This is a genomic window from Methylobacterium sp. J-070 (assembly GCF_022829385.1).
GTDB lineage: Bacteria > Pseudomonadota > Alphaproteobacteria > Rhizobiales > Beijerinckiaceae > Methylobacterium.
The window spans coordinates 1-22,890 of the sequence record NZ_JAKSXX010000014.1 but is presented as its reverse complement, the minus strand read 5'-3'; the positions used below and the strand labels follow the sequence as shown (position 1 = coordinate 22,890).

Annotated in this window: 27 protein-coding genes and 1 rRNA gene; 11 read left to right on the top strand and 17 right to left on the bottom strand. The window is 71.1% G+C overall.

The features are described from left to right. On the bottom strand, window positions 1-183 hold a 183-nt coding region (locus MKL01_RS00315; protein WP_243903251.1), incomplete at its 3' end, for a 1-deoxy-D-xylulose-5-phosphate synthase N-terminal domain-containing protein. A gap of 216 nt (window positions 184-399) precedes the next feature. Here MKL01_RS00315 and MKL01_RS00310 point away from each other — a divergent pair. The 4 genes from MKL01_RS00310 (at window position 400) to ettA (ending at window position 3,682) form a co-directional block, all read left to right on the top strand. Then, the gene (locus tag MKL01_RS00310; RefSeq protein WP_243903248.1) at window positions 400-654 is read left to right on the top strand and encodes a hypothetical protein; all 255 of its coding nucleotides are present in this window, start codon (window positions 400-402) and stop codon (window positions 652-654) included. Continuing rightward, window positions 645-1,538 (top strand): DNA/RNA non-specific endonuclease, encoded by an 894-nt coding sequence (locus MKL01_RS00305; RefSeq protein ID WP_243903247.1) that lies wholly within the window; start codon window positions 645-647, stop codon window positions 1,536-1,538. The genes MKL01_RS00310 and MKL01_RS00305 overlap by 10 nt, the downstream gene beginning before the upstream one ends. A gap of 10 nt (window positions 1,539-1,548) precedes the next feature. Further along, window positions 1,549-1,848, top strand: coding sequence for a hypothetical protein (locus MKL01_RS00300; RefSeq protein ID WP_243903246.1), 300 nt, complete (start codon window positions 1,549-1,551; stop codon window positions 1,846-1,848). A 181-nt stretch (window positions 1,849-2,029) separates the two neighbouring features. Continuing rightward, window positions 2,030-3,682 (top strand): energy-dependent translational throttle protein EttA, encoded by a 1,653-nt coding sequence (gene ettA, locus MKL01_RS00295; RefSeq protein WP_243903245.1) that lies wholly within the window; start codon window positions 2,030-2,032, stop codon window positions 3,680-3,682. Window positions 3,683-3,705: 23 nt separating this feature from the next. Here the strand turns inward: ettA and MKL01_RS00290 are convergent, their stop codons facing one another. Beyond that, on the bottom strand, window positions 3,706-4,653 hold the full coding sequence (locus tag MKL01_RS00290) for an NAD-dependent epimerase/dehydratase family protein (RefSeq protein WP_243903244.1): 948 nt from the start codon (window positions 4,651-4,653) through the stop codon (window positions 3,706-3,708). 287 nt (window positions 4,654-4,940) lie between these two features. Here MKL01_RS00290 and MKL01_RS00285 point away from each other — a divergent pair, with 287 nt between their 5' ends. Continuing rightward, on the top strand, window positions 4,941-6,110 hold the full coding sequence (locus MKL01_RS00285) for an OpgC family protein (RefSeq protein ID WP_243903243.1): 1,170 nt from the start codon (window positions 4,941-4,943) through the stop codon (window positions 6,108-6,110). Between the two features lie 168 nt (window positions 6,111-6,278). Next, window positions 6,279-6,452 (top strand): DUF2256 domain-containing protein, encoded by a 174-nt coding sequence (locus MKL01_RS00280; RefSeq protein WP_243903242.1) that lies wholly within the window; start codon window positions 6,279-6,281, stop codon window positions 6,450-6,452. Window positions 6,453-6,468: 16 nt separating this feature from the next. Here the strand turns inward: MKL01_RS00280 and MKL01_RS00275 are convergent, their stop codons facing one another. The 4 genes from MKL01_RS00275 to MKL01_RS00260 are packed head-to-tail and all read right to left on the bottom strand — an operon-like array spanning window position 6,469 to window position 9,122. Continuing rightward, on the bottom strand, window positions 6,469-7,065 hold the full coding sequence (locus MKL01_RS00275; protein ID WP_243903241.1) for an NTP transferase domain-containing protein: 597 nt from the start codon (window positions 7,063-7,065) through the stop codon (window positions 6,469-6,471). Further along, on the bottom strand, window positions 7,058-8,101 hold the full coding sequence (locus MKL01_RS00270; protein WP_243903240.1) for a molybdopterin-binding protein: 1,044 nt from the start codon (window positions 8,099-8,101) through the stop codon (window positions 7,058-7,060). Before MKL01_RS00270 ends, MKL01_RS00275 begins: the two co-directional genes overlap by 8 nt. Continuing rightward, the gene (locus MKL01_RS00265) at window positions 8,098-8,799 is read right to left on the bottom strand and encodes an XdhC family protein (RefSeq protein WP_243903239.1); all 702 of its coding nucleotides are present in this window, start codon (window positions 8,797-8,799) and stop codon (window positions 8,098-8,100) included. Before MKL01_RS00265 ends, MKL01_RS00270 begins: the two co-directional genes overlap by 4 nt. Then, the gene (locus MKL01_RS00260; RefSeq protein ID WP_243903238.1) at window positions 8,799-9,122 is read right to left on the bottom strand and encodes an XdhC family protein; all 324 of its coding nucleotides are present in this window, start codon (window positions 9,120-9,122) and stop codon (window positions 8,799-8,801) included. Before MKL01_RS00260 ends, MKL01_RS00265 begins: the two co-directional genes overlap by 1 nt. 580 nt (window positions 9,123-9,702) lie before the next feature. Here MKL01_RS00260 and MKL01_RS00255 point away from each other — a divergent pair. After that, window positions 9,703-11,097 carry an ATP-binding protein gene (locus MKL01_RS00255; RefSeq protein ID WP_243903237.1) on the top strand — a complete coding sequence of 465 codons (1,395 nt, stop codon included), beginning with the start codon at window positions 9,703-9,705 and terminating at the stop codon, window positions 11,095-11,097. A gap of 25 nt (window positions 11,098-11,122) precedes the next feature. Here MKL01_RS00255 and MKL01_RS00250 read toward each other — a convergent pair whose 3' ends face one another. Then, the gene (locus MKL01_RS00250) at window positions 11,123-11,428 is read right to left on the bottom strand and encodes a hypothetical protein (RefSeq protein ID WP_243903236.1); all 306 of its coding nucleotides are present in this window, start codon (window positions 11,426-11,428) and stop codon (window positions 11,123-11,125) included. A 176-nt stretch (window positions 11,429-11,604) separates the two neighbouring features. Here MKL01_RS00250 and MKL01_RS00245 point away from each other — a divergent pair, with 176 nt between their 5' ends. Both MKL01_RS00245 and MKL01_RS00240 read left to right on the top strand, forming a co-directional pair. Continuing rightward, window positions 11,605-11,796: a hypothetical protein gene (locus tag MKL01_RS00245; RefSeq protein ID WP_243903235.1), complete on the top strand. Its 192-nt coding sequence runs from the start codon at window positions 11,605-11,607 to the stop codon at window positions 11,794-11,796. 23 nt (window positions 11,797-11,819) lie between these two features. Then, window positions 11,820-13,001: a pyridoxal phosphate-dependent aminotransferase gene (locus MKL01_RS00240; RefSeq protein WP_243903234.1), complete on the top strand. Its 1,182-nt coding sequence runs from the start codon at window positions 11,820-11,822 to the stop codon at window positions 12,999-13,001. Between the two features lie 147 nt (window positions 13,002-13,148). On the opposite strand, the gene MKL01_RS00235 is transcribed toward MKL01_RS00240, so the two are convergent. From MKL01_RS00235 to MKL01_RS00220, 4 genes are all read right to left on the bottom strand, one after another. After that, a complete protein-coding gene (locus MKL01_RS00235) occupies window positions 13,149-14,207 on the bottom strand; it encodes an esterase (RefSeq protein WP_243903233.1) in 1,059 nt (352 codons plus the stop codon). A gap of 86 nt (window positions 14,208-14,293) precedes the next feature. Continuing rightward, window positions 14,294-14,806 (bottom strand): DUF533 domain-containing protein, encoded by a 513-nt coding sequence (locus MKL01_RS00230; protein ID WP_243903232.1) that lies wholly within the window; start codon window positions 14,804-14,806, stop codon window positions 14,294-14,296. A gap of 69 nt (window positions 14,807-14,875) precedes the next feature. Continuing rightward, entirely contained in the window at window positions 14,876-15,208 is a 333-nt protein-coding gene (locus MKL01_RS00225) for a hypothetical protein (protein ID WP_243903231.1), read from the bottom strand. Between the two features lie 165 nt (window positions 15,209-15,373). Continuing rightward, the gene (locus MKL01_RS00220; RefSeq protein ID WP_243903230.1) at window positions 15,374-16,402 is read right to left on the bottom strand and encodes an alpha/beta hydrolase; all 1,029 of its coding nucleotides are present in this window, start codon (window positions 16,400-16,402) and stop codon (window positions 15,374-15,376) included. A 494-nt stretch (window positions 16,403-16,896) separates the two neighbouring features. On the opposite strand from MKL01_RS00220, the gene meaB reads away from it, so the two are divergent. Both meaB and MKL01_RS00210 read left to right on the top strand, forming a co-directional pair. Further along, window positions 16,897-17,883, top strand: coding sequence for a methylmalonyl Co-A mutase-associated GTPase MeaB (gene meaB, locus MKL01_RS00215; RefSeq protein ID WP_243903229.1), 987 nt, complete (start codon window positions 16,897-16,899; stop codon window positions 17,881-17,883). Between the two features lie 142 nt (window positions 17,884-18,025). After that, window positions 18,026-18,403 carry a CsbD family protein gene (locus tag MKL01_RS00210; protein ID WP_243903228.1) on the top strand — a complete coding sequence of 126 codons (378 nt, stop codon included), beginning with the start codon at window positions 18,026-18,028 and terminating at the stop codon, window positions 18,401-18,403. Window positions 18,404-18,517: 114 nt separating this feature from the next. Here MKL01_RS00210 and MKL01_RS00205 read toward each other — a convergent pair whose 3' ends face one another. The 6 genes from MKL01_RS00205 to rrf form a co-directional block, all read right to left on the bottom strand. Beyond that, window positions 18,518-19,303, bottom strand: a complete 786-nt coding sequence (locus MKL01_RS00205) for a 3-hydroxybutyrate dehydrogenase (RefSeq protein WP_243903227.1) — start codon at window positions 19,301-19,303, stop codon at window positions 18,518-18,520. 31 nt (window positions 19,304-19,334) lie between these two features. Next, window positions 19,335-19,532, bottom strand: a complete 198-nt coding sequence (locus MKL01_RS00200; protein ID WP_243903250.1) for an acetoacetate decarboxylase family protein — start codon at window positions 19,530-19,532, stop codon at window positions 19,335-19,337. A gap of 32 nt (window positions 19,533-19,564) precedes the next feature. Further along, window positions 19,565-19,900, bottom strand: coding sequence for a DUF3734 domain-containing protein (locus MKL01_RS00195; protein ID WP_313901429.1), 336 nt, complete (start codon window positions 19,898-19,900; stop codon window positions 19,565-19,567). 287 nt (window positions 19,901-20,187) lie between these two features. Beyond that, window positions 20,188-21,660 carry a sensor histidine kinase gene (locus tag MKL01_RS00190; RefSeq protein ID WP_243903226.1) on the bottom strand — a complete coding sequence of 491 codons (1,473 nt, stop codon included), beginning with the start codon at window positions 21,658-21,660 and terminating at the stop codon, window positions 20,188-20,190. Beyond that, a complete protein-coding gene (locus MKL01_RS00185; RefSeq protein ID WP_243903225.1) occupies window positions 21,657-22,352 on the bottom strand; it encodes a response regulator transcription factor in 696 nt (231 codons plus the stop codon). Before MKL01_RS00185 ends, MKL01_RS00190 begins: the two co-directional genes overlap by 4 nt. Before the next feature lie 413 nt (window positions 22,353-22,765). Further along, window positions 22,766-22,881: ribosomal RNA gene (gene rrf, locus MKL01_RS00180) — 5S ribosomal RNA — on the bottom strand. Window positions 22,882-22,890 lie beyond the last annotated feature (9 nt).

Sequence of the window (22,890 nt, the reverse complement as noted above, 5' to 3'; positions counted from 1 at the left end):
CTCGACCACGCCCAGCCCCGAGCCCAGATGGCCGCCGGTGATCGACACCGCGTCGATCATCTCCGCCCGCACCGCGTCCGCAACCGCCTGAAGATCCGACTCCGGAAGACCCCGCAACGCCGCGGGGTTCGGGATACGGTCCAGCAATGCCGATTGCTCAGGTAAGAGTGCCAATGATCGCATCCGCTCGTTCGAGTGTGGCAACGGCTCCGTCACGCAGGGTCCCGCGCAAGGGTCTCCGCCGCCGCGACGCCAACATCCGGGGGCACGCGTTCATGCTAGAACCCGCCCGTCCGCCGCTGTCATGATAGTGCCAGTTACGGACGATCGGCGGCGCGATCAATGTCGGACCGGCGTTTTTTTCGTTTACGTGCCCCTACTGCCACAAGAGGTTGCCCTTTGAGCCCGGCTCGTCTGTGCACAATCCTGCTCACGCTCGCGATTACCGCGATCGGCCAAGCTTATGCCGAGCCGCGGCCGCCGGACGGCAATCTCGACTTCCTGTGCAATTTCCTGGGCGACTGCCCGCCGCGGGTCACCCCGGGCGGCCCCGACCGTGATTCGCGGCCCTTCACCGGCACTCTTGGCCGTCCGTGCGCGTGGCGCGAGCGCCCGGCGCCGGAGGGGCCGCGGCGGGTGCGCGTGTGCTGGTGAGGCTGCATCGGAGCGTCCGCGCGGCGGCTCTGGCCCTTGCGACGCTCGGCCCCGCACCGGCTGCCGCCGCCGACAGCTGCCCGGCCCTGTTCGCCGAGGGTCGCGTGCCGGTGCTGACCAACGCGAAGCTCGCCGCGCGGACGACGGCGCTCTGCTTCGAGGCCTTTGCGGTGCTCCATTCCGGGCTGACGCGCACGCCGCTCTATGCCGCCGAGCACCTCACCCGCGCGAGCGTGGCCGAGGCCCGCTCGGTGGCCCGGGACGATTCCTTCCACGAGGAGCCGCGGCTGCCGGCGGACGAGCGGGCGTCGCTGGAGGATTACGTCCGCAGCGGCTTCGACCGCGGCCACCTGGCACCGGCCGGCGACATGCCGACGCTCAATGCCCAGGCGGAATCCTTCAGCCTCGCCAACATCGTCCCGCAGAACCGGGTGCTGAACCGCGGCCTGTGGTCCGACATCGAGGAGAGCGTGCGGCGGCTCGCAAGCCGGCGCGGGTCGATCTTCGTCGTCACCGGAATCATCGTCGCGGGCGACACGGTCCAGCAGATTAGGGGCGGCGTGCTCGTGCCGACGCAGCTGTTCAAGGCCCTCTACGATCCGGCGGCCGGCGCGGGGGCCGCCTACCTCGTCCGCAACGACGGCTCGAAGGACTGGCGGACGGTGTCGATCGACGATCTCAGCCGGGAAGCCGGGATCGACGTGTTCCCGGCCCTTCCGGCGCCCGCCAGGACCGCCGCCATGAGGCTGCCCGATCCCCACATCTCCGCCCGGGCCGACGACAGTCGACCCCGGCACGCGGAGACGTGGCAGGACTGGCTCCACCGCGAGGCCGGGCGCGCGCTGCGCAAGCTCGTCCGCGACGCACTGCGGGCGATCTTCTGAGAGGTATTTAATGTCCCAGATCGAGCACGGCGGCCGACGCGATCCCGCGGTCGCGGACCGATTCGAGCCCTTCGCCGACGATTCCGGCGTGCGCACCATCGGCGCCCTCTCGTTCGAGAACGGCACCGACCGGATCGCCCTGCACGGATCGCTCGAGATCCGTCGGGACAAGGCGGGCCTCGCGCAGGCGCTGAAGCTCAAGGAGACCTTCGCGGCGATCGTCCGGGCCCTGGAGACCGGCGACCTGCCGGACAGGGTGGCCGACGCGCCGGACGAGGCCCCGAAATCCGTCCCGAATCCCTTCGCATGATCGGCCGCCGGCCTCCGCCGGGCTCCGGCAACCTTGCCGCTGCCCGGCGGGCCTGATACTCGGTCGGGGTCATTCTATATCTTGAGGGTCGCGCGGACGGGACGGGGCAGAGACCCCGGGCCTGACCCGTGCCGCTGGCACGCACCGCCCATCCCCCTCCACCATGCCGAGGACGTCCGCGATGGCTCGCGAATTCATCTACCACATGAAGGGCCTGACCAAGGCCTATACCGGCGGCAAGAAGGTCCTGGATAACGTCAACCTGTCCTTCTACCCCGACGCCAAGATCGGTGTGCTGGGCATCAACGGCTCCGGCAAGTCGACGCTGCTCAAGATCATGGCCGGCATCGACAAGGAGTTCACCGGCGACGGCTGGGTCGCCCAGGGCGCCCGCGTCGGCTACCTGCCGCAGGAGCCCCAGCTCGATCCGAGCAAGTCGGTCCGCGAGAACGTGATGGAAGGGGTGGCCGAGAAGCAGGCCATGCTCGACCGCTACAACGAACTCGCCATGAACTACTCGGAGGAGACCGCCGACGAGATGACCGAGCTCCAGGACCGGATCGAGTCGCTGGGCCTTTGGGAACTCGACTCGAAGGTCGATCAGGCCATGGAGGCGCTCGGCTGCCCGAGCGACGAGCAGCCCGTCGCGACCCTGTCGGGCGGCGAGCGCCGCCGCATCGCCCTCTGCCGCCTGCTCCTGTGGGAGCCGGAGCTGCTGCTGCTCGACGAGCCGACCAACCACCTCGACGCCGAGACGGTGAACTGGCTCGAGGGTCACCTGCGGCAGTATCCGGGCGCGATCCTGATCGTGACCCACGATCGCTACTTCCTCGACAACGTCACCAGCTGGATCCTGGAGCTCGATCGCGGCAAGGGCATCCCGTACGAGGGCAACTACTCCGCGTGGCTGGTGCAGAAGCAGAAGCGCCTGGAGCAGGAGGGCCGCGAGGACATGGCCCGGCAGCGCTCCATCGCCCGCGAGCAGGAATGGATCGCCGCCTCCCCGAAGGCGCGGCAGTCGAAGTCGAAGGCGCGCATCACCCGGTACGAGGAGCTGGTCGCCAAGCAGAACAACAAGGTCGATGCCTCCGCGCAGATCGTCATCCCGATCGACGAGCGGCTGGGCAACAACGTCATCGAGTTCGAGCACCTCAACAAGGCGTTCGGCGACCGCCTGCTGATCGAGGACCTGTCGTTCAAGCTGCCGCCGGGCGGCATCGTCGGCGTCATCGGCCCCAACGGCGCCGGCAAGACCACCCTGTTCAAGATGATCACCGGGCAGGAGAAGCCCGACGGCGGCAAGATCGACATCGGCGAGACGGTCAAGCTCGGCTATGTCGACCAGTCGCGCGACGCGCTCGATCCGAACGCCACCGTCTGGCAGGAGGTCTCGGGCGGCAACGACATCATCTATTTCAACAAGCGCGAGATCAATTCGCGCGCCTATTGCGCGGCCTTCGCGTTCAAGGGCCCCGACCAGCAGAAGAAGGTCGGCACCCTCTCGGGCGGCGAGCGCAACCGCGTGCACCTCGCCCGCACCCTGAAGGGGGGCGCCAACGTGCTGCTCCTCGACGAGCCGACCAACGACCTCGACATGGAGACCCTGCGCGCCCTCGAGGACGCGCTGGAGGATTACGCCGGCTGCGCGGTCATCATCAGCCACGATCGCTGGTTCCTGAACCGCATCGCCACGCACATCTTGGCCTTCGAGGGCGACAGCCACGTCGAGTGGTTCGAAGGCAACTTCTCCGATTACGAGGCCGACAAGGTGCGCCGGCTCGGGGCGGATTCCATCATGCCGAAGAAGATCAAGTACAAGCGCTTCTCGCGATAAGCCGCGCGCCGCCGGGACCGGCCCTAGCCGAGGCCGGCCCGGGCCGCGGCCAGGATCGTCGCCAAGCTCCGCGCCAGCGGGATCGTCGGCGCCCAGCCGGTCGCGGCCGCGAAGGCCCCGGGATCGCAGCCCTCGCGGCGCGCCCCTGCCGGGCGGAGCCGCTCGGGCGTGACCTGCAGCGTGACGGTCGCCCCCGTCATCCCCAGGAGCGCGTCCAGGATCTCCGAGACGGGGGTCACGACCCCCGATCCGACATTGAAGATGCCGCCATCGGGCAGATCGTCGATCCGCTCGATCACGCGCAGGCAGGCCCCGGTGAAGTCGGCCACGTCGAAGAAGTCGCGCCCGGCCGACAGGTCGCCGACCGCGAGGTTCGGCGGTGCCAGACCGCGCTCGATGCGGGCGATCTGGCCGGCCAGGGAGGCGACCACGAAGGTCTCGCTCTGGCCGGGGCCGATATAGTTCGAGGGCCGGAGCACGAGGTGCCGCACCCCGGCATTCGCCAGCACGTCGCGCAGGATGTACTCGCAGGCATTCTTGGTCCGTCCGGAGATGGTGTCGGGCCGCGGCGTGACACGCTCGTCCGGCCGGTCGCGATCCCGGAACGCCTCCCCGTAGACCACGGTCGAACTGAGGAACACGAGGGTCGCGCGGGTCCGCGCCACCGCTTCGGCGAGGTTCAGGGTGCCGAGCAGGTCCGCCCGCCACGCGTAGGACGGTGACGCGCTCGACTGCGCCACCGACGCCAGGGCCGCGAGATGGAAGACGATGGTCGGATCGAACGCCGCGACCGCCCCGGCGAGGCTGGCGGCATCGAACGGATCCACGGCGAGGAGCGTCACGCCGTCGAGGGGCGGTTGCGGGCCCCGCTCGATGCCGAGGATGCGGCTGTCGGGCGGCAGGATCTGCCGCAGCGCCTCGAGCAGGCGGCGCCCGAGATAGTCTCCGGCTCCTGTGACGAGGACGCGCATCAATACCCTGCCCCTGCCCGGCCATCGACGGGCGCCGGGATCGTTCCGCCGCATCTATACCGGGCCCGGCCGCGAGGCGAGACGCCGGGTGGGGCAACGCGCCGCAAAGGAACGGGTGGCAGGCCCCTCGACAGGGCCGGGGCCGCGCCCTCCCTGAACGGTGTCTACCTTTGAACAAAGGCGCGTGATCGGTGCGGTCTCTGGCGGCGGGCGCGTGCCGGTGCGGTATTGTTGCGCTGCGGCCGACGATCGTGCCGCGCGGGAGCGAGTGTCGCAGTGATGGCCGCGTGACGAGCATCGACGATCTTGAACGGCCCGCGGCCCCCGACCGGCCCGCGACGCCCACCCGGGCGAGGCCCGGGAAACCGGTCCGCGATGCCCGGGTCGACGTGGTACGCGGCATCGCGCTCCTGACGATCTTCTTCGACCATATTCCCCGCAATGGGCCGGCTCTGCTCACGCTGCACAATCTCGGCTTCTCGGACGCCGCCGAGTTCTTCGTCCTGCTGGCCGGATATTCTTCGATGATCGCGTATGGCGGGCTGTTCCGCCGTGCCGGGATCCGCACGACCCTCGGGCGCATCGCCCGGCGGTGCCTGCGCATCTACCTGTTCCAGGCGGGGCTCCTGCTCGCCACCCTGGTGATCGTCCGCATCTGGATGGACCTCACCGGCCTGACGCCGCGCTTCGGCGTCGCGCCCCTTCTGCAGATGGGCCTTCTGCCGGGCCTCCTGCGCGGCCTCGCGCTGAACGCGCTCCCGAACTACCTCGACATCCTGCCGCTCTACATCCTGCTGCTCGCCCTGTTCCCGCTCATCTATTTCGGGATGCGGCACGGCATCTGGGGCGTGCTGGCCCTGTCGGGCACGTTTTGGCTCGCCGCCAATGTCGATCACCAGCTCAACCTGCCCAACGCGGTGGCGACGGACGAGGGCTGGTACTTCAATCCGTTCGCGTGGCAGTTCCTGTTCGTGATCGGAGCCGCCCTGGCGGTCGCGATCCAGGCCGGCGAGGGGCTGCTGCCCTGGCGCAGCACAGCCGTCGCGGCGGCCTGGGCGTATCTCGGCTTCGCGCTGCTCCAGGGCGGGTCCTGGGAGGCCTGGGGCCTGCCGGACCTGCGGCCGTTGCCGATCGGCGTCCCGGACAAGAGCCATGTCGGACCGCTGCGCCTCCTCGACATTTTGGCGCTGATCTACCTGCTGTTCAGTTCGCCGGCGGTCCGACATGCGAGCCGGTGGCGACCGCTCCGGCTGATCGACGCCTGCGGCCGGCACTCGCTGGAGGTGTTCGCGGCCGGGTGTCTCGCGGCGCTCATCGGCCGCATCCTCTACCGCACCTTCGACGCCACATGGCCGCTCCAGGTCGCCGTCAACTGCGGCGGGGTCGCGATCATGCTCGGCGTGGCCAGACTTCTGGATGCCAGGCTCCGCAGGGCGGCGCGCGCAGCCTCCGGTTGACGGCTTCGGCGCTGCCGTCCGGTCGGCGCCCGACGGCCCGCTCCCAAGGGTCACAACCCTGGGCGCGGTGTCGGAGAGGCATCCATCGGCCGGGGCTCCAGCCGGACAGCCTTACTGGCCGGGGCCGACGACCGATCGAGGCGTGCCGCACAATGAAGGAGGGTGAGGATGCCGCCGATGCGCCGGAAGGCCGACCTCCCGGAAAAGGTCTGCGCGCAATGCGGCCGCCCGTTCGCGTGGCGCAAGAAGTGGGAACGCGTCTGGGACGAGGTGCGCTACTGCTCCGACCGGTGCCGGGCGGAAGCCCGGACGGCGCGCCGGCACGACGCGGTGCAGGACTGATCCGCCGGGCCCGCGGTCAGGCCGTGGTCGCGAGCCCGGCGAGTCCCGACGGCGTGTCGATGTCGAGGGCGGTGGACAAATCGCCGGGGATCTCCAGCACGTCCGGCCGCCCCCGGAGGAGCCGCCCGGCACCGTGATCGCCCGAAAGGCCGGCGATGTCCGGGGCCAGCCGGCGCAGGTTGAGCAGGACCGGGTTTCCCCGCCGGCCGTCCTGGACCGGGGCCACCGCAGCCGGCTCCGGCGCGGCGCCCGCGAAGGCTTGCGCGAGGCGGTCGATATGGGCGGCGGTCACGAGCGGCATGTCGCCGAGCACCACCACGGCGGCGGCGCAGGCAGGTGGCAGGACGGCGAGCCCTGCGCGCAGGGAGGTGGCGAGCCCGAGACGAAAGTCGGGATTGACCGTGAGGATCAGGTCCAGACCCGCCAGCGCGTCCCGGACCCGGTCCGCGTGCGCGCCCAGCACGGCGACCACCGGGCGCGGACGGGCGGCTAGGGCAGCCATGGCGGCGTGGCGCACCAGCGGCATCCCGTTCAGGGGCGCGAGCAACTTGGGCTCGGGTCCGAACCGGCTGCCGAGGCCGGCGGCCAGCAGGACCGTGCCGATCTCAGACATCGGCCGCCCCGCCCGCCTCGTCCCCGGCGCTGGTGCCGCCGGCGCGGGGCTGCGGGCGCGAGACGATCTCCATGAGCAGGCCGCCGACGCCCAGGGCGACGATGTCGGCCCGGGTCACGGCCAGATCCGCCAGGAGCCGGTGAAGGATCCAGTCGAAGCCGTTCTCCTTGGGCGAGCGCGCGCAGCCGGGCGCGCCGATCACCGGCACGGCCCCGCGGCTGCCGACGAGGAGCAGGTTTCCCGGATCGACCGGCATCCCGAGATGCGCGACGTGCCCCCCGGCGGCCTCGATGCCGGCGGGAATGACGTCGCGGCGATCGGCGATGGCCGAGGCGCCGAACACGACGACGAGATCCGCCCCGGTGCGGTCGATCGCCTCCGCGAGGGCCCCGGCGACGGCCGCGGCGGCGTGCGGCACCCGGGCGTCGCTGACGATCGCGGCGCCGGTCGGCGCGAGGCGGTCGGCGAGCACACCGAGGGTCTTGTCGATGGTCGCCTCCTTGAGGCTGGGCAGGCGCGTCGAGACCACCCCCACCCGGTGGCGGCGATAGGGGGCGACCGCCAGCGCATCGCCCTCCGCGGCCGCGCAGGCGCGGGCCAGCACGGCGCCCGGGACCGCGTACGGGATGATCTTCACGGTGGCGACCATCTCGCCGGCGACCACGGGCCTCAAGCGCGGCAGCGTCGCCACCGTCACGGCCTCGTCGACGGCGTTCACGGCGTCGATCCGGGCGGGATCCAGGGTGAGCACCCCGGCTGCCTCCGCGAACAGGTTGCAGCGGCCGGTGAAGGGCGCCTCGGCGCGCAGGTTCGGTCCGGCCAGTTGGCCGGCCAGCCGCGCGGCGGCGGCATCCTCGCCGACGTCGTCCGCCTCCAGAGCCGCCGCGACGATCTCCCACAGCCCCGCTCGCGCCAGGCCCGCGGCGGTCTCCGGCGCGATCACCGCGCCCTTGCGCAGGGTGATGTCCGCCCGGCGGACGGTGTGGGCGCTGATCATCCCGGCCGCTTCGGCGACCGGAACGGGGCCGAACCTCACGCGACCTCCGGACGGGGCGCGCGGCGCAGGGTCGCCACGATCTCGGCCAGGACGGAGAGGGCGATCTCGGCGGGGCTCACCGCCCCGATGGCGAGCCCGATCGGCGCGCGGATCCGCCCGATCTGCTCAGGACTGAACCCGGCCTCGGCGAGGCGTGCGACCCGGGCCGCATGGGTCTTCCGCGAACCGAGGGCGCCCACGTAGAAGCATTCGGCCGCCAGCGCGGCCTCGAGGGCGGGATCGTCGATCTTGGGGTCGTGGGTCAGGGCGGCGAGTGCGCAGTAGCGGTCCAGGGGCGGGACGCGGCCGCCCAGGGCCGCGTCGGGCCACTCGGCCACGAGCTCGACCCCCGGGAAGCGCTCGGGCGTCGCGAAGGCGGTGCGCGGGTCGATCACCGTCAACGCCAGGTCGAGCCCCGCAGCCATCGGCGCCAGCGCCTGCGAGATGTGCACCGCTCCGACGACCACGAGCCGCACCGGCGGCACCTGCACGGTCAGGAACAGCGTCCGCCCGTCGGCCTCGACGAGGCCGCTCTTGCCCGCGGCGAGGTGCCGGCCCAGCACCGCGGCGAGCGGGTCGGCGGCGATCTCCGCCTCCCGCACGAGGCGCTGGGCGCCGTCGGCGATGTCGGTGACCAGGATCGCGGCCCGGCGCGCCGCCCGCTCGGCGTTGAGCCCGGCCAGGAGATCGGCGCGCATCAGTCGACCCGCTCGACGAAGACCCGGATGCGGCCCCCGCAGGACAGTCCGGCCTGCCACGCGGTCTCGTCCGCGACGCCGAATTCGAGGACGCGCGGCGCGCCGTCCTCGATCACCGTGATCGCCTCGGTGATCACCGCGCCCTCGACGCAGCCCCCCGAGACGGACCCCAGGAAATTGCCCTCGGCGTCGACCACGAGATGGCTGCCGACCGGCCGCGGCGCCGAGCCCCAGGTCTCGATCACGGTGGCGAGCGCCACGGCGCGGCCGTCGTGCCGCCAGGACTCGGCGGCGGCGAGGATATCGGTATCGGTGCTGAGCATGGCCCTCGAGACCTTGGCCGGCGGGCGCCCCCCGCCCCCATCAGGTATGGCCGGGGTGGCGCGGTGCAAGGCATCCGTGACCGCGCGCAGGCGACGAAACGATGGCTGAGGCCGGTGCGCATCGATACTCTGCCCGCGTGACGAAGGGCTGAGACCTCGGCTTCCCGCGCTCGGCGCTGTAATGTGTCGGTCCGAGGTGTCAATCCGGGATCGCGGCACAGGGCTGGGAATCCGGACCCCCGCCGTGGGGCCGGCGTCGGCGGCCCGGGATCCTGGGCTCCGCGGCGCGGCCCCGGGATGACGTCGCGATCGGCCGGCGAGACCGAGGGGAAATGGTGTCCAGAGAGATGTCCAGCCCGTCGAATCCATGCCCGCGTATCGGGACGAAGGCGTACGGCGTCGACACGGTGGGGCCTCGGACCATGCGCGCTCGCGGGCCGGGCCGGGCCGGTGGACGCCGCCGCCCCCTCCCCCCGCTGCGGAGATCGGGCCCGGGAGAGGCGCGGATCCCGTCGCGGCATCCAGGTCGCGGTCGCGTCGGCAACGTGCCCCCCTACGCACGCCGTGGACGCGCCCGCCCATGAACGCCCCCGATCCGGCCCTGGCGCGGGCGCTCCGAAATGATCCGCCGCGCTCGGGCCCGCACCGGCTGTGGAAGCGCCTCACCCGCGGGATCGGCGATGCCCTCCCGAAGGGCCTCTACGCCCGCTCGCTGATCATCATCATCGCGCCGGTGGTCCTGCTCCAGTCGGTGATCGCCTACACCTTCATGGAGCGGCACTGGCAGCTCGTGACCAAGCGCCTGTCGGCCGCGGTGACGGCGGACGTCGCCGCGCTGATCGACATCTACGAGAGCTACCCGCAGGACAAGGACGCCGACACGCTCTCGCGAATCGCCGGCGAGCGGCTGAACCTCGACCTCGACATCCTCAAGGGCGCCAAGCTGCCGCCCCCGGGGCCGCGGCCGTTCTTCTCGATCCTGGACGAGGCCCTGTCGGACGAGATCCGCCGCCAGATTCAGCGGCCGTTCTGGATCGACACGGTCGGCCGCTCGAACCTGATCGAGATCCGGGTGGCGATCCCCGACGGGGTGATGCGGATCACCGCCCGGCGCAGCCAGGCCTACGCGTCGAACTCCCACATCTTCCTCGTCTGGATGATCGGCTCCTCGCTGGTCCTGCTCGGCGTCGCGATCCTGTTCCTGCGCAACCAGATCAAGCCGATCCTGCGGCTCGCCGCCGTCGCGGAGGGGTTCGGCAAGGGCCGCGAGATCGAGTTCCGGCCCCGCGGTGCCCGCGAGGTGCGCCAGGCCGGCCACGCCTTCATCGAGATGAAGCGGCGGATCGAGCGGGCCATGGAGCAGCGCACCACGATGCTGAACGGCGTCAGCCACGACCTGCGCACGATCCTCACCCGGTTCCGCCTGTCGCTCGCCCTGTTCGAGCAGACCAGCGAGATCGAGGACCTCAGCCGGGACGTCGACGAGATGAGCCGGATGCTGGAGGGCTACCTCGCCTTCGCGCGCGGCGATTCGGCCGAGCCCGCGACTCCCACGGACATGCATGCGTTGCTGGAGGATCTTCGGACCGATCTCGAGCGCCTGGGCGCGCATGTGTCGGAGGTGAGTCTCGTGGGCGCGCCGGAGGTGACCGTTCGTCCGGGGGCGTTCCGGCGCTGCCTGTTCAACCTCGCCTCCAACGCGGCCCGCCACGGGGAGACGGTGGCGATCTCCGGGCGCCGGGAGGCGCGGGCCTTCCTGGTCTCGATCGACGACGACGGCCCCGGAATCCCGGCCGAGAGCCGGGAGGAGGTCTTCAAGCCGTTCGTTCGCCTCGACGATGCCCGCCAGGACGCCGGCGGCTCCGGACTGGGGTTGGCGATCGCCCGGGACATCGCCCGCGCCCACGGCGGCGACATCGTTCTGCACGACAGCCCGCTGGGCGGCCTCCGGGCGACGGTGCGGGTGCCGGCCTGAGGCGCCGGCTGCAGGATCGCCGGGATCAGACGTCGGCGGGCCGGCGCAGGCGCAGGACCTCGGCCTGCACGTTCCGGATCAGGTGGTCGAGGCTCGCCGCATCGAGCCCGGCGGCCGCGAGGCGGGCGCGCAGGGCGGCCTCGCCGCTCCAGTCATAGGCCGCATCGTACGGCAGATGGCGAAGCAGGAGCGGGCTCACGACGCTGTCGCGCCGGAAGGCCGGATGCCGCAGGAGCTTGCCGATGTGAACCACCAGGGTGTCGACGCCTGAGGTCTCGACATCGGGAATGGCGGCACCATGGCCGGCCCAAGTGACCGATGATCGACGCATACCAATCTGTCCTCCTGCGGAGGCAATATCAGACCAAATCATTGCACATCGATGAGCGACGGGCCCGTCCGGCGAAAAACTGCAACCGGCGGGGTCCCAACCGTCGCGGTGGGATGGTATGCAGGCCCGCTTCCCAGGAGCCGCGGACGCCCGCGCGCCGGATCTGAGTGTCGACCATGAACCCGCTCGTCCCCCTCTTCGTCCTGATCTCCCTGCCGCTCGCGGCGATCGGCCTCGTGCTCTACACCGACACGGGCATCGAGCCGGCCCTGTTCTACGCCTCGATCAAGACCTTCGTGATCCTGGGTGCGATCGCGGTGGCGATGTCGGTCGGTGCCATGAAGCTGTCCGAGCGGACCAAGCACTGACCCCTCACGGCCCGGAGGGCGCGATGCTGCACGTGGTCCCGGCCTTCTCGCGGATCGGCGAGGAGAACGCCTTCGCGGTGCTGGCGCGCGCCCAGGCCCTGGCGGCCCAGGGCCGCGACGTGATCAATCTCGGCATCGGCCAGCCGGACATGCCGACGCCCGCCCATGTGGTCGAGGCCGGCATCAAGGCCCTGCGCGACGGCCATCACGGCTACACCCCGGCGGTGGGCATCCCGCCCCTGCGCGAGGCGGTCGCTCGCGACATCCACCGCCGCCACGGCGTCGAGGTCTCGCCGGATTCCGTGATGATCGTGCCTGGCGGCAAGGTCACCATGTTCATGGCGATCCTGATGTTCGGCGAACCCGGCGCCGAGATCCTGTATCCGGATCCCGGTTTCCCGATCTACCGCTCGATGATCGAGTTCACCGGGGCCACGCCCGTGCCGGTGCCGATCCGCGAGGAGAACGGCTTCGCCTTCTCGGCGGCCGAGACCCTGGCGCTGATCACGCCGAAGACCCGCCTGCTGATCGTCAACTCCCCGGCCAACCCCACCGGCGGCGTGACGCCGAAGGCCGAGATCGACGCCCTGGTGGCGGGGCTCGCCGCGCATCCCGACGTGGCGGTGCTGTCGGACGAGATCTACGGCACGATGACGTATGACGGCGAGCGCCATCACTCGCTGCTGAACTACGACGGCATCCGCGACCGGCTGATCTATCTCGACGGCGCCTCCAAGACCTACGCGATGACCGGCTGGCGCCTCGGCTGGTCGGTCTGGCCGAAGCCGCTCTACGAGGCGGCGCGCAAGCTCGCGGTCAACGCCCATTCCTGCGTCAACGCGTCGACCCAGTGGGCCGGCATCGCCGCCCTGGACGGCCCGCAGGATTGCGTGGCCGAGATGGTCGCGGAGTTCGACCGGCGCCGCGCGATCGTGGTCGACGGGCTGAACGCCCTGCCGGGCGTATCCTGCATCGCCCCCAAGGGTGCGTTCTACGCCTTCCCGAACATCTCAGAGACCGGCTGGAAGGCCAAGGCCCTGGCTTCGACCCTCCTGGAGGAGGCGGGCGTGGCGGTGATCGGCGGCCCGGATTTCGGCGTCCACGGCGAGGGCTACATCCGCCTCTCCTACGCCAATTCGGCGGAGAACATCCGCCGGGCGCTGGAGCGGATGGGGACGTTCCTCAGCACCCGCAAGCCGGGCTGAGGACAGGGGCCGCCTGATCCCGTCCCCCACGTCGTCCCGAAGGGCCGGAGTGATCCTCACGGCCGGCAGCGCGAGCCCTCGGAGACCGCCTTCGACGGCCGCTGCGCGGTCACGTCAGGATGAAGGTGCGGGCGGGATCGGCGCGCCTCACGACTTCCCCGAAACCCGCTTCTCGATCCAGCCCGCGAGCCAGTCGGCGATGTCGAGGCTGTTCTTGTCCTGCATCAGCATGTGCGAATTGCCGTGGATGCCGATCTCCGGCAGCAGGATCAGCTCGGCCTTGCCGCCGGCGGCGTTCGCCGCGGTGACGAAGGCCCGGCACTGCTTGAGCCGGGGCGCCCAGCGGGGCGAGGCGTCGACGTAGTCGCCGAACAGCACCAGGATCGGCAGGTCCCGGTACGGAGCGAGGTCGTCCTTGGCCGGATCCGGGCAGGCGGCGGGCTCGATGGCGACGAGGGCACGGATGCCCGACCGGTCGAGGGCGGCGGTCTGGAACGGGTAGATGCCGGATTGCGAGTGCGAGATCAGGACCGCGCCCTTGAGGCGCTTGGCGAGTTCCGACAGAGCGGGCACCGTGGGATTCGGCACCGGCAGCGCCGCCGACCAGTCCGGGACCATCTGCTTCCAGAACTCGCCCTGGGCCTCCAGGGGGAACTGCATGTCCGGAAAGACCTTCGGGTATTCGGGACCGAACCGGAAGATCGCCCAGGCGGCCTCGCGCCCGGCCGAGAAGACCGGCGGCAGGGCATTCGGATCGGCCCGGCCGGTCTTGACCGCGTTGACCTGCGCCGGGCTCGCCGCCGAGCGGCCACGCCACGCCTGATCGATCACGTAGGTGGGAAAGCCCCGGCGCACGAAGAACTCGTCCCAGCCCATGCGGCCGTCGGGCGTCGTCTCCCAGGTCTTGCCGGTGAGGCAGCAGCCATGGATGAGCACCAGCGGCGGCCGCGCGGGGGCGACCGGAATCTGGTAGCGGACGTAGATCTGGTCGACGATGATCGTCCCGGCCGGCGCGTAGGCCGGCAGGGTCGAGAGCGTTTCCGACGCGACGTCGCGGCCGCCGACGAAGAAGCTGCCCTGTTCGGCGATGGTCAGGGGCCCGGCGGGCGGATCGCCCGCCCGGGCCGAGCCGCCGAGGATCAGCATGGTGGCGACCGCCGCACAGGAGACCTGCCGGACGCGCGCGAAGACTGACAATCCTGCCATGTAATGTCTTGGCCCCCCAACATGACGCGAAGCCTAGCACGAAGCGCGGCCGCAATGGGAAGGCCGAACCGCGCGACGATGACAGGTCAGGCGGCGATCTCACGCTCGACCCGCTCGGTCGCGTCGGCCGGTAGGTCGAGGGCCTCGGCGAACATCTTCAGGAACTGCCGCTCCTGGATCGTATCGGGGTCGATGGCGAGGCGGGCCGCCGCGTAGATGCGCGCCGCCGCATCCGGCCCGGTGACGCGCTCGGCGATCTCGTCGATCTCGGCGGGGCTGGCGAGTTCCCGCTCCAGCCAGGATCGGCCGTCGGCATCGAGGCCGGCCTCCGCCACGGCCGCGTCGAGGCGCCTGCGCTCCGCGGCATCGACCAGACCGTCCGCCGCGGTGGCCGCCACCATGGCCCGCAGCATCAGCCGGGCCTCGTCCTCGGCAACGGCGGTGAAATCCGGCCCGCCCGTCGCCGGGGGCGCCGTGCCGCGCAGGGCCCGGAAAGCCAACCCGCCGATCAGCGCGAGGCCGCCGAGCGCCGCACCCGCGGCGAGACCGCCGCGCCGGGCGCGCACCAGCGCGTCGACGATCCGCCTGCTATCCGTCATGCCGTTCTCCCGGGGTCCGATCCGAATCGGAACGGAAACCACCCGGGAGGCGCTCGGGTTCAGCCGCGCTCAGGCGTCGGCCTCGTCCGCCTCGTCGATATCCACCAGGAAGACGATGTCGGCCTCGTCCTCATCGTCCGGATCGGCGTCGGCATGGTGCGGATCGTCGGTGAAATCCCCCTCGCCGTCGTCCTCCGCGAGGGCGTCCTCGAAGATCTCGATCTCGTCCTCAGTGGCCGCCCGAACCTTGAGCGCCGAGGTGCCGTTCCAGAGCGGCTTGCCGTCGCTCGTCATCGTCCGGATGTCTTCCTTGAAGCCCTCGCAGGTGAAGAGGTCCTTGGCGGACGCCTCGTCGCTGTTGATCACCGCCACGGCGGTGCCATCGATCTCGAGCGTGAACATGGCCGGCATCCTTCTCGCAACCGTCTTCCGGCGCGCCCCCGCGGGATACCCGAGGGATCCACCCGGTGGCCCTACGCGCCACGCCGGATCCTGTAGGGATGAACCCGACGGCCGCCAACCCCGGCCGCCCCGGAGAATCCCGGTCCCGGCCCGGCCTGGCGGCCCTCAGACGCCGGCGCCCCGGGCGATGGCGCGCTTCACGACACCCTGCACCTCCGGATTCGTGAGGAACAGGTCGTGGTTGATGAGGCCGCCCCCGTAATCGGAGGCGTCGGCGACGCGCACGCCGAGGGCCTCCAGCTTGGCGCGGTCGACCGCGCCCGCCCGGACGCCGCCCGCCAGGGCAGCCGAGAGCTCCAGGGCGCGATCGTTGGTCGCGGAGATCACGGTGATCTTCGCGACGTCGGGCCCCATGCGGGCGATGCCGTTGGAGAACAGGTCGAAGTCGATGTCGGGGGCGGCGAGCACCACCGCGCCGATGCGCGCCATCGCCGCCTCGCCCGCCTCGGCGCGCAGCATGCGCAGGGTCTCCAGGGTCAGGAGCGTGCCCATCGAGTGCGCCACGATGTTGATGCGGCCGCCGCTCGGCGAGGCCGCGAGCGCCCTCAGAAGGTCCTCGAAGGCGTCGCGCGACCACAGGGCGCTCTCGCGGTCGTAGTTGTAGTCGAGGGTCGCGGCCGCGGAGGGCCACGTGAACAGGCCTGAAACGCCGCCGAACCGGATCCCGTCCGAGAGGCGCGCCGCGCTGACGGCGGCCGATTCGAACGATTCGCGATAGCCGTGGACGTAGATCAGGACGTCGCGCCCCAGGGCCGCTTGCGCGAAGGCCTCCGCCGCCCCGGGCCCGGATTCGGATTTCGGCACCGCCCCGATGGTCCAGTCGCCGGTGATCACGGCCGAGACCTTGCCCAGCAGCGAGCGGTCGGGTGGCGACAGCCGCACCTCGGCGAAGCTCAAGCCCCGACCGCGATCGCTGCTGAAGTACGGGGGCCGGGGCGGGTTGCCCACGGGCTTGCGGGTGGTGGCGACCAGCAGCACCGGCATGACGTCGAGGGCCGATTGTTTCTCGGGCAGCGACGGGCCGGTGCCGAGGTCGTCGGTGACGCAGGCGCCGAGCGACGGCGCGAGGCCTGCGGCGCCCGCGAAGGCACCGATGCGGAGAAGGGCGCGGCGTGAGACGGTCTGACTCGACATGATCCGGGTGCGCTCGGGCGGGGCCTGTTCCGTGACGCAGGATCATGACTTTGGCGGGGCACCCCACCTCGCGCCGCCGATCGAAGAACCGGCAAGGCGCGCCTTGTGATGCCCGGGACACAGGCGGATCGGATGATCGAGCGCATCGCGCGCGTGATTTCGTCTCTTCCAATCCAAGCTGCGTAAATCTTCCGCTTTATTTCGCCCCGAACGCCGCGCGACCGGACGAGAGATCACGCTATTCTCCTGCGGGCCGCTCCTATTTTTCTACGAGCGGCCGGCCCCTTGAGCGCTTGCGGGATGCCGGCGGGGCTACGTCGCGCTCTACCGAGCCGGTTCGCGGCTTCGCGCGGCGTACGCCCGATCGCATTCCGAGCCATTCGGGCCATCCGTGGCGGGTCTGCGTGATCCCCGGTCGGAGACCTTACCGTCATCCATCTCCGCAGGAACGCGCCCCCCTCGACGGCGGCCCTCCCCGCCGCCATGAAGGGGGCATGACGCCATCCATCGACATCGCGAGCCTGCGCGCGCGCCTGTTGCGCGGCGACCGCGCCGCCCTGGCCAGGGCCATCACGCTGGCCGAGTCGAAGCGCGCCGATCACCGGGCGCTCGCGGCGGATCTGATCGATTCCGTGCTGCCGCAGACCGGCAAGGCGATCCGGGTCGGGATCACCGGCGTGCCGGGTGTCGGCAAGTCGACCACCATCGATGCCCTCGGCTCGAACCTGACGGAGGCCGGCCACAGGGTGGCGGTGCTGGCGGTCGACCCGTCCTCCTCGCGCACCGGCGGCTCGATCCTGGGCGACAAGACCCGGATGGCCCGGCTCGCCCACGACCCGAACGCCTTCATCCGCCCCTCCCCGTCCTCCGGCACGCTGGGCGGCGTCGCGGCCAAGACCCGCGAGACCATGCTGCTCTGCGAGGCGGCCGGCTTCGACGTGATCCTGGTGGAGACGGTCGGCGTCGGCCAGTCGGAGACGGCCGTGGCGGACCTCACAGACTTCTTCCTCGTGTTGATGCTGCCCGGGGCGGGCGACGAGCTGCAGGGCATCAAGAAGGGGATCCTCGAACTCGCCGACATGATCGCGGTCAACAAGGCCGATGCCGGCGAGGCCGAGCAGCGGGCCAACGCGGCCGCCTCGGAGTATCGCACGGCGCTGCACATCCTGACGCCGGCCTCCGCGACTTGGACGCCTCCGGTGGTGACGATCTCGGGCTTCCACAACCTGCGCCTCGACGCCCTCTGGGCCAGGATCGTCGATCACCGGGAGAAGCTCACCGCCACCGGGGAGATCGAGGCGAAGCGCCGGGCGCAGGACGTCAAATGGATGTGGGCCCTGGTGGACGAGCGCCTGCACCAGCGCCTCGTCGGCTCGCCGGAGGTCCGGCGGCGCACCGCCGAGGCGGAGGCCGGCGTCGCCCGGGGCGAAACCTCCCCGGCCGCAGGTGCGGCCGCCATCGCCGAGCTGATCGGGCTCTGACCGGATCCGGAGCGGCGGCAGGCCGACGCGCACAAATTCGTGCGCCTGCGGGGGCACAAACGCGATCTCGCGCGTTCGGTGGACGACGGCGTATCGAGCGGCGCCCCCGTTGCGGCGCCGCGCCCACGTCCAGGAGAGTGCCATGGTTGATACGGATCGGATCGTCGGCGGCGCCAAGGAGGCGGTCGGCAAGGTTCAGGGCGCGGCCGGCGATTTCGTCGGCTCGAACCGCGACTCGGTCGAGGGGCGTTTCCGCGATGCCCAGGGCCAGGCGCAGAACGCCTACGGGCAGGTCAAGGACAAGGCCCGGGACATCGCCGACCAGGCCAGCGATTACGCGAGCGACGCCTACGCGCGCGCCGGCGACGTGGCGGGTGACGTCTACGAGCGGGGCGGTTCCTACCTGCGCGACGGACGGGAGGCCGTCGGCGCCCGGGTCGAGGAGAACCCGCTCGTGGCGCTGCTGATCGCTGGCGCGGTCGGCTACGGCCTCGCCCTGCTGATCCACAGCCGCCGCTGAGTCCGGACGGCCCCGCCGCCGAAGGGCGGGGCCGTTTCCACCCCGGCGCAGGGTACCGGCGCCGGCTCCCGGCGCCCCGTCGCGAGGGCGGCCGTCCGGATTGCGGGACGATCGCTACTGCGCCGTCCAGCCGCCATCCATGCTGATGTTGGCGCCGGTGATCTGGCTCGCGGCGTCCGAGCTGAGGAACACCGCCAGCGCGGCGACCTGATCGACCGTGACGAACTCCTTGGTCGGCTGGGCCTTCAGCAGCACGTCCTCGATGACCTGCTCCTTGGTCAGACCGCGGGCCTTCATGGTGTCGGGGATCTGCGCCTCGACGAGCGGCGTCCAGACGTAGCCCGGCGAGATGCAGTTGACCGTGATCCTGTGCGGCGCGAGTTCCAGCGCCGCCGTCTTGCTGAGCCCCGCGATCCCGTGCTTGGCGGCCACGTAGGCCGACTTGAACGGCGAGGCCACCAGCGAGTGGGCCGAGGCCGTGTTGATGATCCGCCCCCATCCCCGCGCCTTCATGCCGGGGATCGCGGCGTGCATCGTGTAGAAGGCCGAGGACAGATTGATCGCGATGATCTGCTCCCACTTCTCCGCCGGGAAATCCTCGATCGGCGAGACGAACTGGATGCCGGCGTTGTTGACCAGCACGTCGACCGACCCGAGAGTCTCGGTGGTGTCCCGCACCATCGCGTCGATCTCGGCGGGCTTCGACATGTCCGCGCCGGAATAGAGGGCACGCACGCCGAACTCGGTCTCGATGGCGGCGCGCGCCCGCTCGATCTCCTCCGGCTTGCCGAAGCCGTTCAGGACGATGTTGGCCCCCTCCGCGGCGAGCGCCCGGGCGATGGCGAGCCCGATCCCGCTCGTCGAGCCGGTCACGAGGGCGGTCTTGGTCTTGAGTGTCATGGCAACCTCCGGATCTGCGTGCAGGCGTCGATCATTCGAGACAATCGTGCAGGACTTCGCCGAACGGCAGGGTGAAGTCCACGACCATGTGGCGCGCACCGACGATCCGGCGGACCGGAAGGTCCGCGACCCGGCAATTGACATGGGGGATCAGGTAAAGGCGCCCCTCCCCGTTCCAGGCGCCGTGCCCGGTGACGTCCCGGAGCCGGTACCCGACGAGCTGGGCGATCTTCGGCCGCCCGCCGACGTCGGGCAGGAGCTTCAGACGGCGATGCCATCGGCGTCATGGGCCCGTTCGCGCCACCGCCTGTGACGCAGGGACCGGACCGCGTCGTCGAGACCGGCCTGCCAATGCTCCTGCATCGTCACCCGGGAGAACTCGTCATCCGTCGCGTTCCCCTCGCAGCTCTTCTGCCGGTAGATCAGCTGCTTCATCGTGATGACGTTCTCGTGGGTGACTTGGCGCAGGAAGGTCAGGTCCTCTTCCAAGTCCAGGCCGGGCGGCAATGTCTGGATGCTCCTGCGCATGGCGCGCTTCGCCTGGCGGACCCCGATGTTCTTGTCGGTGTTGAGCCGGGTGCGGCTCGAAGTGCGGATGTCCTTCTCGCGTTCGGCCGCCTCGAGCAGGATCCGGGCGCGCCGCCCCCTGCAGGACCAGGACCGAGGCCGCGCCGGAGGGTTAGAGGGGCCCTTGTGGGGTCATCGGCCTATCGCGATCGAGGGTCGCCGCCCCTCCGACAGGTCAAGGGCGTGGCAATGTGACACCCTGGCCGACGCGGCCGTGCCGGACCGCGATTCGCCGGCTCCGCGGCCGCCGCGACGATCCGGCCGGCCAACGCACCCGCTCAGGCGGCGGCTCGGACGACAGCGGCGCGCAATGCGGTCTAAGCAGGGTCGTGCGCCCCGAGATCCGTGGGGCGCACGGCGTCCCCCTGCGTGAGCGGCAGCGACACCTCGACCCGCAGCCCAGGCCCGTTGTCGCGCAGGTTCAGGCTGCCCCGGTGGAGTCGCACCACCGCGTTGACGAGGCTGAGACCGACCCCGAATCCCGGCTGCGACCGGGATTGCTCCAGCCGAACGAACCGCGCCAGCACGTGTCCGCGCTCCGCCTCGGGGATGCCGGGGCCGCCGTCGGAGACCGCGAGACGGGCGGAGACGTCCTCGCGCCACACGTCGATGGCGATCCGGCCCGGGCCGCCGTCGGCCGCAGTGCCGTATTTGAGGGCATTGTCCACGAGATTTGCCAGGGCCTGCCCGATCAGCTCGCGGTTGGCATCCACCACGATCCCGTCCGGCGCGCGCACCTCCAGGGTGAATCCCTGCTCCTCGGCCAGCGCCTCGTAGAGCTCGCCGACCCCGCGGGCCGTGGCGCCAAGATCGAGGGGCGCCATGATCTCGCGGGCGCTGCCGGCCTCGAGCCGGGCAATCATCAGCAGGGCGTTGAACACCCGGATCAGGCCATCGCCCTCCTCGATCACGGCTTCGAGGGCCGCGCGCAGTTCCTCCGGCGTGGAGCCCCGGCGGAGGGCCTCGTCGGCCCGGTTGCGCAAGCGCGTCAGGGGCGTCTTCAGGTCATGGGCGATGTTGTCGGAGACCTCGCGCATCCCGCGCATCAGCTCGCCGATCCGCGCCAGCATCAGGTTGAGGCTCGCGGCGAGGCGGTCGAGTTCGTCGCCGTTGCCCGCCACGTGGAGGCGGCCGTCGAGGTCCCCCGCCATGATCGCCCGGGTGGTCTGCGTCATGGCGTCGACCCGGCGCAGGACCCGGCTCGCCGCGAGCCAGCCGCCGATCACCCCGAGCAGCACCACGGCTGCGAGGGAGGTGCCGAAGGCCCGGCCGATCACCGCGCGGAGGCGGTCGCGCTCCTCCGTGTCGCGCCCGACGAGGAGGCGGAACCCGCCCGGCAGGGTGAAGACCCGCACGATCGCCCGGTGCGTCTCGGCGTCCGAGTCGCTGCGGCCGTAGGAGGTCTCGCTCTGGCCGGGCGTCGCCAGCACGGCGGCGGGCACGGTCCCGACATTGCCGACGACGTGTTCGCCCGCGGCCGTGGTCACGAGGTAGAGCGAGGCGCCGGGCTCGCGCGAGCGCCGCTCGACGGCGGTGATCAACCGGCGCAGGCCGCCGGTGTTGTACTGCTCGGACAGCCCGTTGATCTCGGCATCGATCGTCGAGACGATCTGGTCGTCGAGCACGGCACGCGCGTTCCACGCGACGTAGCCGAGTGCCAGAAAGGCGCAGAGGGCGAAGATCGCCAGATAGGCGAGGGACAGCTTGAACGCGGTGGTGCGGAACAGCTTCTGGACCCGCGCCGCGCCGGTCTCGGGGGGGATCGCGGGGTCGGCCGTCGAAGCGCTCACCCGGCGCCGCCCTCCTCGACGCGCAGCACGTAGCCGGCCCCGCGGACCGTGTGGATGATCGGCGTCGGGAAGCCCTTGTCGAGCTTGCCGCGAAGGCGGGAGACGTGGACGTCGATCACGTTGGTTTGAGGGTCGAAGTGGTAGTCCCAGACGTGCTCCAGAAGCATGGTCCGGGTCACCACCTGGCCGGCATGGCGCATGAGGTATTCAAGGAGACGGAACTCCCGCGGCTGCAGCGGGATGTCGCGGCCGGCTCGGGTCACGCGATGGGACAGGCGGTCGAGTTCGAGGTCGCCGACCCGGTAGCGGGTTTCCTCGACGGCGCCCGATCCCGCCTGCCGTCGGGCCAGGGCCTCCGTGCGTGCCAGCAGTTCCGAGAAGGCGTAGGGCTTCGGCAGGTAGTCGTCGCCGCCGGCGCGCAGGCCCTTGACCCGGTCATCGACCTGACCAAGCGCCGACAGGATCAGGATCGGGGTCGTCACCGTCTGTTCGCGCAGGGATCGGATCAGCGACAGGCCGTCGAGCTTGGGCAGCATGCGGTCGACGATCAGCACGTCGTAGGCGCCTTCGCGCGCGAGCGCGTACCCGTCGAGTCCGTCATGGGCGCTGTCGGCGACGTGGCCGGTCTCGCGGAACGCCTTGACGAGGTAGGCCGCCGCCTCTCGATCGTCCTCGATGATGAGCAGTCGCATGGACCCGGTCCATACCGTGCCGCGCTGGTGGGGGAAACGTGCCTCGATCGACAGGGTCAAGCCGCTCCCCTCCCCTCTCCCGGATGAACGGGCCGGGGCCGCGAGGCGGACCGCGGCCCGTTCCGAAGCGGCGCGCGGGATCCTCGGAGGGCGCGAGGAATGCCGGCGGCTTCGTCCGCCGTCCGACGATCGGAGCGGCGACCCGACCACCTTGGCGGGGCGTCGATTACGGGATGCTCGCGGCAAGATGACTTCGCGGTAAGGCTGGGCCGTCCGGCGGCAGCGCCGGGCCGCCCGGCAAGGGCCCAGCGACACGGCGCGACCGCGGCCGACGGCACAAACGCGAACAGGCCGCCCCGGGAAGGGCGGCCTGTTCGCGTCGTAGATCGTGATGAGGGGATTGCGATGGGCGGGTCTGGCGGCGACCGACTCTCCCGTGTCTTGAGACACAGTACCATGGGCGCTGGCGTGTTTAACGGCCGAGTTCGAGATGGGATCGGGTTCTGGGCACGCCGCTCAGGCCACCAGACCGGCCCAT

Excerpts from the sequence above, each read along its gene's own strand:
- MKL01_RS00300 (WP_243903246.1), top strand. The coding sequence starts at position 1,549 with ATGTCCCAGATCGAGCACGGCGGCCGACGCGATCCCGCGGTCGCGGAC.
- ettA (WP_243903245.1), top strand. The coding sequence starts at position 2,030 with ATGGCTCGCGAATTCATCTACCACATGAAGGGCCTGACCAAGGCCTAT.
- MKL01_RS00290 (WP_243903244.1), bottom strand. The coding sequence starts at position 4,653 with ATGCGCGTCCTCGTCACAGGAGCCGGAGACTATCTCGGGCGCCGCCTG.
- MKL01_RS00280 (WP_243903242.1), top strand. The coding sequence starts at position 6,279 with ATGCCGCCGATGCGCCGGAAGGCCGACCTCCCGGAAAAGGTCTGCGCG.
- MKL01_RS00275 (WP_243903241.1), bottom strand. The coding sequence starts at position 7,065 with ATGTCTGAGATCGGCACGGTCCTGCTGGCCGCCGGCCTCGGCAGCCGG.
- MKL01_RS00265 (WP_243903239.1), bottom strand. The coding sequence starts at position 8,799 with ATGCGCGCCGATCTCCTGGCCGGGCTCAACGCCGAGCGGGCGGCGCGC.
- MKL01_RS00260 (WP_243903238.1), bottom strand. The coding sequence starts at position 9,122 with ATGCTCAGCACCGATACCGATATCCTCGCCGCCGCCGAGTCCTGGCGG.
- MKL01_RS00255 (WP_243903237.1), top strand. The coding sequence starts at position 9,703 with ATGAACGCCCCCGATCCGGCCCTGGCGCGGGCGCTCCGAAATGATCCG.
- MKL01_RS00250 (WP_243903236.1), bottom strand. The coding sequence starts at position 11,428 with ATGCGTCGATCATCGGTCACTTGGGCCGGCCATGGTGCCGCCATTCCC.
- MKL01_RS00245 (WP_243903235.1), top strand. The coding sequence starts at position 11,605 with ATGAACCCGCTCGTCCCCCTCTTCGTCCTGATCTCCCTGCCGCTCGCG.
- MKL01_RS00240 (WP_243903234.1), top strand. The coding sequence starts at position 11,820 with ATGCTGCACGTGGTCCCGGCCTTCTCGCGGATCGGCGAGGAGAACGCC.
- MKL01_RS00235 (WP_243903233.1), bottom strand. The coding sequence starts at position 14,207 with ATGGCAGGATTGTCAGTCTTCGCGCGCGTCCGGCAGGTCTCCTGTGCG.
- MKL01_RS00230 (WP_243903232.1), bottom strand. The coding sequence starts at position 14,806 with ATGACGGATAGCAGGCGGATCGTCGACGCGCTGGTGCGCGCCCGGCGC.
- MKL01_RS00225 (WP_243903231.1), bottom strand. The coding sequence starts at position 15,208 with ATGTTCACGCTCGAGATCGATGGCACCGCCGTGGCGGTGATCAACAGC.
- MKL01_RS00220 (WP_243903230.1), bottom strand. The coding sequence starts at position 16,402 with ATGTCGAGTCAGACCGTCTCACGCCGCGCCCTTCTCCGCATCGGTGCC.
- meaB (WP_243903229.1), top strand. The coding sequence starts at position 16,897 with ATGACGCCATCCATCGACATCGCGAGCCTGCGCGCGCGCCTGTTGCGC.
- MKL01_RS00210 (WP_243903228.1), top strand. The coding sequence starts at position 18,026 with ATGGTTGATACGGATCGGATCGTCGGCGGCGCCAAGGAGGCGGTCGGC.
- MKL01_RS00205 (WP_243903227.1), bottom strand. The coding sequence starts at position 19,303 with ATGACACTCAAGACCAAGACCGCCCTCGTGACCGGCTCGACGAGCGGG.
- MKL01_RS00185 (WP_243903225.1), bottom strand. The coding sequence starts at position 22,352 with ATGCGACTGCTCATCATCGAGGACGATCGAGAGGCGGCGGCCTACCTC.